This window comes from Sporosarcina koreensis (assembly GCF_001531445.1).
GTDB classification, from domain to species: Bacteria; Bacillota; Bacilli; order Bacillales_A; family Planococcaceae; genus Sporosarcina; species Sporosarcina koreensis_C.
In genome coordinates, this window is sequence record NZ_LQYA01000310.1 from 11,139 (window position 1) to 16,613 (window position 5,475).

The following is a 5,475-nucleotide window of genomic DNA, read 5'->3' on the forward strand; positions in this document are numbered from 1 at the left end:
TCATTGCCCACGATCAGAAAAAAGATGAAATGGTGAATTTCACGATTGCCTACAAACATGTATTTTCGAAATACGAGCTGTATGCAACAGGTACAACCGGAAAACGGATTATGAAGGAAACCGGTCTTCACGTAAACCGGATGATGTCCGGACCGCTAGGAGGAGACCAGCAGATCGGCGCCATGGTCGCTACAGGAAAATTGGATTTGATCCTTTTCTTCCGCGATCCGTTAACTGCTCAACCCCACGAGCCCGATGTAAGTGCATTATTGCGACTTTGTGATGTATACGGAATACCGCTCGCGACGAATATCGCGACTGCCGAGTTGTTGATAGCAGCAGTCGAAAAAGGATATTTCACATGGCGCGACACAGCGGATAAATACAAAACAAAAGGACTTGATCCCGTCGAGGATTAAGTCCTTTTCTTTTTGTTGAGACATTTTATTGAGAACTTTATGGGAGTTAACGAGAACTATTTGAGAACAAATGAGAACTCTTACACGATTAATGAGAACTTTTTGCGAGTAAACGAGAACTCTTGAAGGTAGTATAAAAAGTGGACACAATCAAATGAGCATGTTTGGATTAAGATAACAATAATATGCGAACGGAGAGTGTCCAAAATGGGTAAAAGAATTGATGATGATCTTAAGAAGCATTTAGTCAAACTTGTGTTGGAGGAAGGGAAAAAGCAGACTGATGTCTCCAAGGAAATGGGAGTTCCCTTAGGTTCGTTACGAAGATGGATAGGCGAGCACAGAAAGAAGATCCAAGCGGAGCGAGACGGCGTTGAATATCTTACCCCAACTGAACAAATGAAGCGTCAAAGAGACTTAGAAAAACAAATTCGTGATCTCCAAGAGGAGAATGAAATCCTAAAAAAGGCTATGCACATCTTTTCAAGAAACCCGCAGTAATCTATGAGTTCGTTGAAGAACATCGGGAGGAATACAGCGTGTCAAGATTGTGCCAGGTACTCCAGGTTTCTAGGACAGGTTACTATAAATGGCGAGCGAAAGAAAAGAGCCCCTCCCAAGCGAAGAAGGAAGAAGCACATGTACTCATCAACCATATTTTTTACGAGAAGAGACAGGTTTATGGCAGCCCGCGCATCAAGAAAGAGTTGGAGAAGAAAGAGGTTTTTCTAGCCGAGAAGACGGTTGCCAACTATATGCGGGACCTTGTATTGTGTGCATTGATGCCGTCAAAGTACAAGACGACGACAAACTCCAATCACGACCATCCAATCTATCCTAATCTCCTGATGCGTAACTTCAGCGTTGACGCACCTAACAAGGTATGGGTCGCCGATATCACGTATATCTGGACGCTTGAAGGATGGCTTTATCTGGCAACTGTCATGGATCTTTTTTCACGTAAAATTGTCGGCTTCAATATTGCGGCAGACCTGTCCAAGGAACTGCCGAAGCTAGCGCTTGAAAGAGCCCTAATTTTCCGTTCTCCTAGAAAAGGGCTGATCCATCATTCCGATCAGGGAAGCCAGTATGCATCGACTGATTACGTTGATCTTCTTAAGGAAAAGAAATGTAAGATCAGCATGAGCCGCAAAGGTGACTGTTACGACAATGCCTGTATCGAATCCTTCCATTCGACGATCAAGAAGGAGCTCATCTACCGTAGGAAATTCATGACACGTGAAGAAGCTAGAATGGCTGTGTTGGACTACATCATCTCATTCTATAATGAAAAACGTAGCCATTCCACTTTGAACTATGTATCACCAAATGACTTCGAGAAGGCTTATCAGAATGATAAGGAGCAAAACGCTCAACAACCACCCGCAACTTTCGTAAAAGAGCAGTTGTCTTTTTAACTGCTCTTTTTCGAAAGTACACCAAGCGCAGCGCGGTAGGCTTTTTAAAATAAGTGCTCATTGTATAGTGTCCACTTTCTTGACAGAAGACCACTCTTTCACGGTTAACGAGAACTTTTTACGAATAAACGAGAACTCTTTCACGGTTAACGAGAACTTTTTGCGAATAAACGAGAACTCTTTCGCGGTTAACGAGAACTCTTAATGCTGACAGTATTTATTTCCCCTTAAATTCAGGCTTACGCTTTTCGACGAACGCTTTGATGCCTTCCAGATGATCTTCTGTTTGACGCATGGCGACTTGCATTTCGCTTTCCATGCGCAGCACGTTTTCCAATTCGGCAATTTTCTGCTCATGTAAAATCTTTTTAGATGCGAGCATCGCTGCGATTGGAGCCGATAGAAACTTCTGGGCAAGCGCCTCTGCTGCTTGGCCAACCGCTCCATCCGGAACGACTTGATCGACAAGCCCCTTATCCTTTGCCGCCTCGGCATTCATTACTTCACCCGACCAGATGAGCTGCTTCGCCTGCGGAATTCCGATCCGTTCTTTCAGGAAAAAATGGCCGGCACCGTCAGGCACAAGACCGATGCCGATGAAATTCATCGCGAGCTTACTATTCTCTTCAGCAACGATGACGTCACAACCGAGCGCCATGCTGAAGCCGAGTCCTGCGGCAGCCCCGTGTATCGTGGCAATCGTGATTTGCGGCAGCTCGTATAACGCTTTCGCCAAACGCGACACATCGACCATCACTTTCCCGATATCCATCGGCGAATCCGGATCGACCATTTTCTTAATATCTCCACCAGCTGAAAAAGCTCTCCCCTCTCCTTGAATGATCAGCACTTGGACGTCATTATCGGATTTCAACGCTTCAAATGCATCTGCCAATTCGTTCATCATGACATCATCCATTGCGTTCATTGCTGTTGGCCTATTTAACGTCAACCGGGCAAGCCGGCCTTCCGTTTTCAGTTCGATTGTAGAGTACATTCCATTCCACCCCTTCATAAATGAAAGCCATTCATTATTACATATTCGCTACTTATCCGGGAATCCCTTCTTTCATAGAAAAAACCTTGACACTGTTTTAAATGTCAAGGTTTTCTTGCCAGTCAGTCGACTTGGATTGGTTGAGGGAAAATCCTTTCCAGTTGTTCGATTTTCTTCTCGATATATTCTTCAAAGGTCAGGATATAGGCAGCCGGATCTTTCGGGTTTTGGAATTGTGTAATTTTACCGGTAGCAGGATCCATAAATTTACTAGATGCTCCACAGCCGATTCCGATGATCGTTTGCACTTCTTCCATGATAATAATATTGTACAGGCTTTCTTCGCCCGGTTTCGAGTATCCTACATTCTCCAAGTTGCCAAGGATGTTTTTTTGGCGATACAAATAATAAGGGACATAGCCGTTTTCCTTCGTCCATTGCTCGCCCATTTCCATCATTTGTTCAACCGTTTCTCGATCTGCGACTTTATATTTCTCTTTATTCCGCGTCATCTCGGAAGCCCGTTTGAATGAAAGCGTGTGGACTGTCAGCGACTCGGGCTGCATCTTCTCTGTTTCGTCGAGGGAATGACGGAATTCTTCGAGCCCTTCATTCGGCAAGCCGATAATGAGATCCATATTAATGTTTTTCATTCCCATATTTCGCGACAGCCAGAATTTGTCGACCGTCTCTTGGACGGAGTGATGCCTGCCGATCGCTTTCAACGTCTCATCAGTATATGATTGCGGATTAACGCTGATCCGATCAATGCCCCATTTTTTCAGGACATCGATTTTAGCAGGCGTAATTGTGTCAGGACGCCCCGCTTCGACAGTTACTTCCCTCACTTCTTTCATATGAGGGAATGAGTTATACATCGTTTTATAAAGAGCATCCATTTCGTCAGCCTCAATCGAAGTCGGAGTTCCACCGCCAAAATAGATTGTTGTGATCTTGATGTCCCGCTCCGTCAACCATTTCCCGATTTCACGGATTTCTTCATGCAACCCGTCGAGGAAAGATTCGACGCGGCCATTTTTCCGATGGATTGCGTAAGCCGGAAACGTGCAATACGCACATTTTGTCGGACAGAACGGAATGCCGATGTAAATGCTCACATCGTTTTGAATGTGATGCAAATCGGGGATTGCCCCTAACTGGACGTTTTCAATCGTCGCAAGCAATTCACTTTTCTCTTCAGAGATCCGGTGCTTCTCCATTAACAGAAGTTTTGCCGCTTCGACGTCATGTCCTTGCTGGCGGTATTTATGGAAAAGTTTCATCGGCCGGATGCCGGTAAGGATTCCCCAAGATTGTTCCATCCCGGTGAGCTGCTCCAAAACATCGAGGAATACGTGGGAATAAACCCTTTTCAGCTGCCGCATCTCCGTTTCGGTATTGTCCGTTGTCACTTGTTCAGTAAACGTCGCGCTGAATTCATTGCCATCATGTGTTAAATGGGCATAGCCATGAATTGTTTCGCTGTCTTTATTTATGGATAAATCGACAAAGATTCCTTCTTCCTCCATGTCGGTGATGACTTTCGATTGTTCGAAGAAAAGGTTGGCAAGATGGGTGAACATCCGTATCCAATCTTGTTCGAATGATTTTGTCAGGATTATTTTTTGCATTTTTACTCCAACTTTCATTAATTGCTCTCAACGCTACGCTTTTGCTCCCTTAGGGTCGCAGAAAACATTGCTCCCTTAGGGTCGCAGAAGATCTCTGTTCGCAAAAGCCGTTCTTCGTAACGGCTTTAGCTAATTGAAATAATAACACAAAAAAACCGGCTGAGCCGGTTTTATTGCATCGTTTCGTACATTTCCTGAACTGGTTTCATCAAGACACGGTTCACTTCTTCGATCAAGCCGCTCAATTTCATTTCCGCTTGGAGCATTTGCATGATCTTTTCGTTTTGCTGAGCCAATTGCGCCGTTTTTTGCGCATATTCCAGCTCTTCATGTTCAATTTCTTCACCTTGCATTTGCTTTTGCTGAAGTGTCATTTGGATTTTGCGGAAGCTTTTGAACAGCTCAAGCGCCTGCTCATCGTTTTTCACTTCCTCGATCGCTTTTTTCACCTCTGCATATTCGTCAGTCTTCCGAAGTGTCGACTCCAATTTGTTCAAGTCATCATAAATATTAACAGTCATTATTTTTCCCCCTACGATAAGTTTGTGAATAAGACGATCAACCCTTGCACAATCCCGATAATACCACCTAACAACGCACCAAGGACAGTGATCATTTTAAATTCGCGCCTTGAAATGCCTAGGACAAGGTCTTCCAGAACAGAAACCGGGAAAGAATCGACCTGTTCCTTGACAATTTCGTCAAGCTTCAGCTTTTTCAATGATTGCTCCAGTTGCTTTTGAGCTTGATCGAAAGCGAATTGCGTAACTTTTGGCGTCAAATTGTCCGCAGTCCATGCGGAACCCGCCGGCCAGTATTCTTGGATTGTTTTGTCCAGACGTGAGTTCAGCGCCAGTTCCTTGTTAGCATATGCTTTAATGGAAGTAAACAGTTCCTCCCATTTGAAACCTGCAAGCAGTTCTTCCATCGGACGCTTTTGAAGCTTCGTAAATTCTTTATCGATCAATGAATGCAGTAAATTGTGGGTACCTGGTGCATTGATGAATTTC

At 44.4% G+C, this 5,475-nt stretch carries 5 protein-coding genes and 1 pseudogene; 2 read left to right on the top strand and 4 right to left on the bottom strand.

All coding sequences use genetic code 11. The features are described from left to right. The first annotated feature begins 2 nt into the window (after window positions 1-2). Entirely contained in the window at window positions 3-419 is a 417-nt protein-coding gene (gene mgsA, locus AWV70_RS22165; RefSeq protein ID WP_235588818.1) for a methylglyoxal synthase, read from the top strand. Window positions 420-626: 207 nt separating this feature from the next. Beyond that, window positions 627-1,837 (top strand): annotated as a pseudogene (locus tag AWV70_RS22175) (IS3 family transposase). A 217-nt stretch (window positions 1,838-2,054) separates the two neighbouring features. Here the strand turns inward: AWV70_RS22175 and AWV70_RS22180 are convergent. The 4 genes from AWV70_RS22180 to AWV70_RS25030 all read right to left on the bottom strand — a co-directional run. Then, a complete protein-coding gene (locus AWV70_RS22180) occupies window positions 2,055-2,834 on the bottom strand; it encodes an enoyl-CoA hydratase (protein ID WP_060210616.1) in 780 nt (259 codons plus the stop codon). Window positions 2,835-2,956: 122 nt separating this feature from the next. Then, window positions 2,957-4,465 (bottom strand): coproporphyrinogen III oxidase, encoded by a 1,509-nt coding sequence (locus AWV70_RS22185; protein ID WP_060210618.1) that lies wholly within the window; start codon window positions 4,463-4,465, stop codon window positions 2,957-2,959. Between the two features lie 170 nt (window positions 4,466-4,635). Then, on the bottom strand, window positions 4,636-4,986 hold the full coding sequence (locus tag AWV70_RS22190) for a YlbF family regulator (RefSeq protein WP_060210617.1): 351 nt from the start codon (window positions 4,984-4,986) through the stop codon (window positions 4,636-4,638). Between the two features lie 11 nt (window positions 4,987-4,997). Next, window positions 4,998-5,475: DUF445 domain-containing protein (locus AWV70_RS25030; protein WP_235588819.1), on the bottom strand; the 478-nt coding region annotated here is incomplete at its 5' end.

Excerpts from the sequence above, each read along its gene's own strand:
- AWV70_RS22190 (WP_060210617.1), bottom strand. The coding sequence starts at position 4,986 with ATGACTGTTAATATTTATGATGACTTGAACAAATTGGAGTCGACACTT.
- AWV70_RS22180 (WP_060210616.1), bottom strand. The coding sequence starts at position 2,834 with ATGTACTCTACAATCGAACTGAAAACGGAAGGCCGGCTTGCCCGGTTG.
- AWV70_RS22185 (WP_060210618.1), bottom strand. The coding sequence starts at position 4,465 with ATGCAAAAAATAATCCTGACAAAATCATTCGAACAAGATTGGATACGG.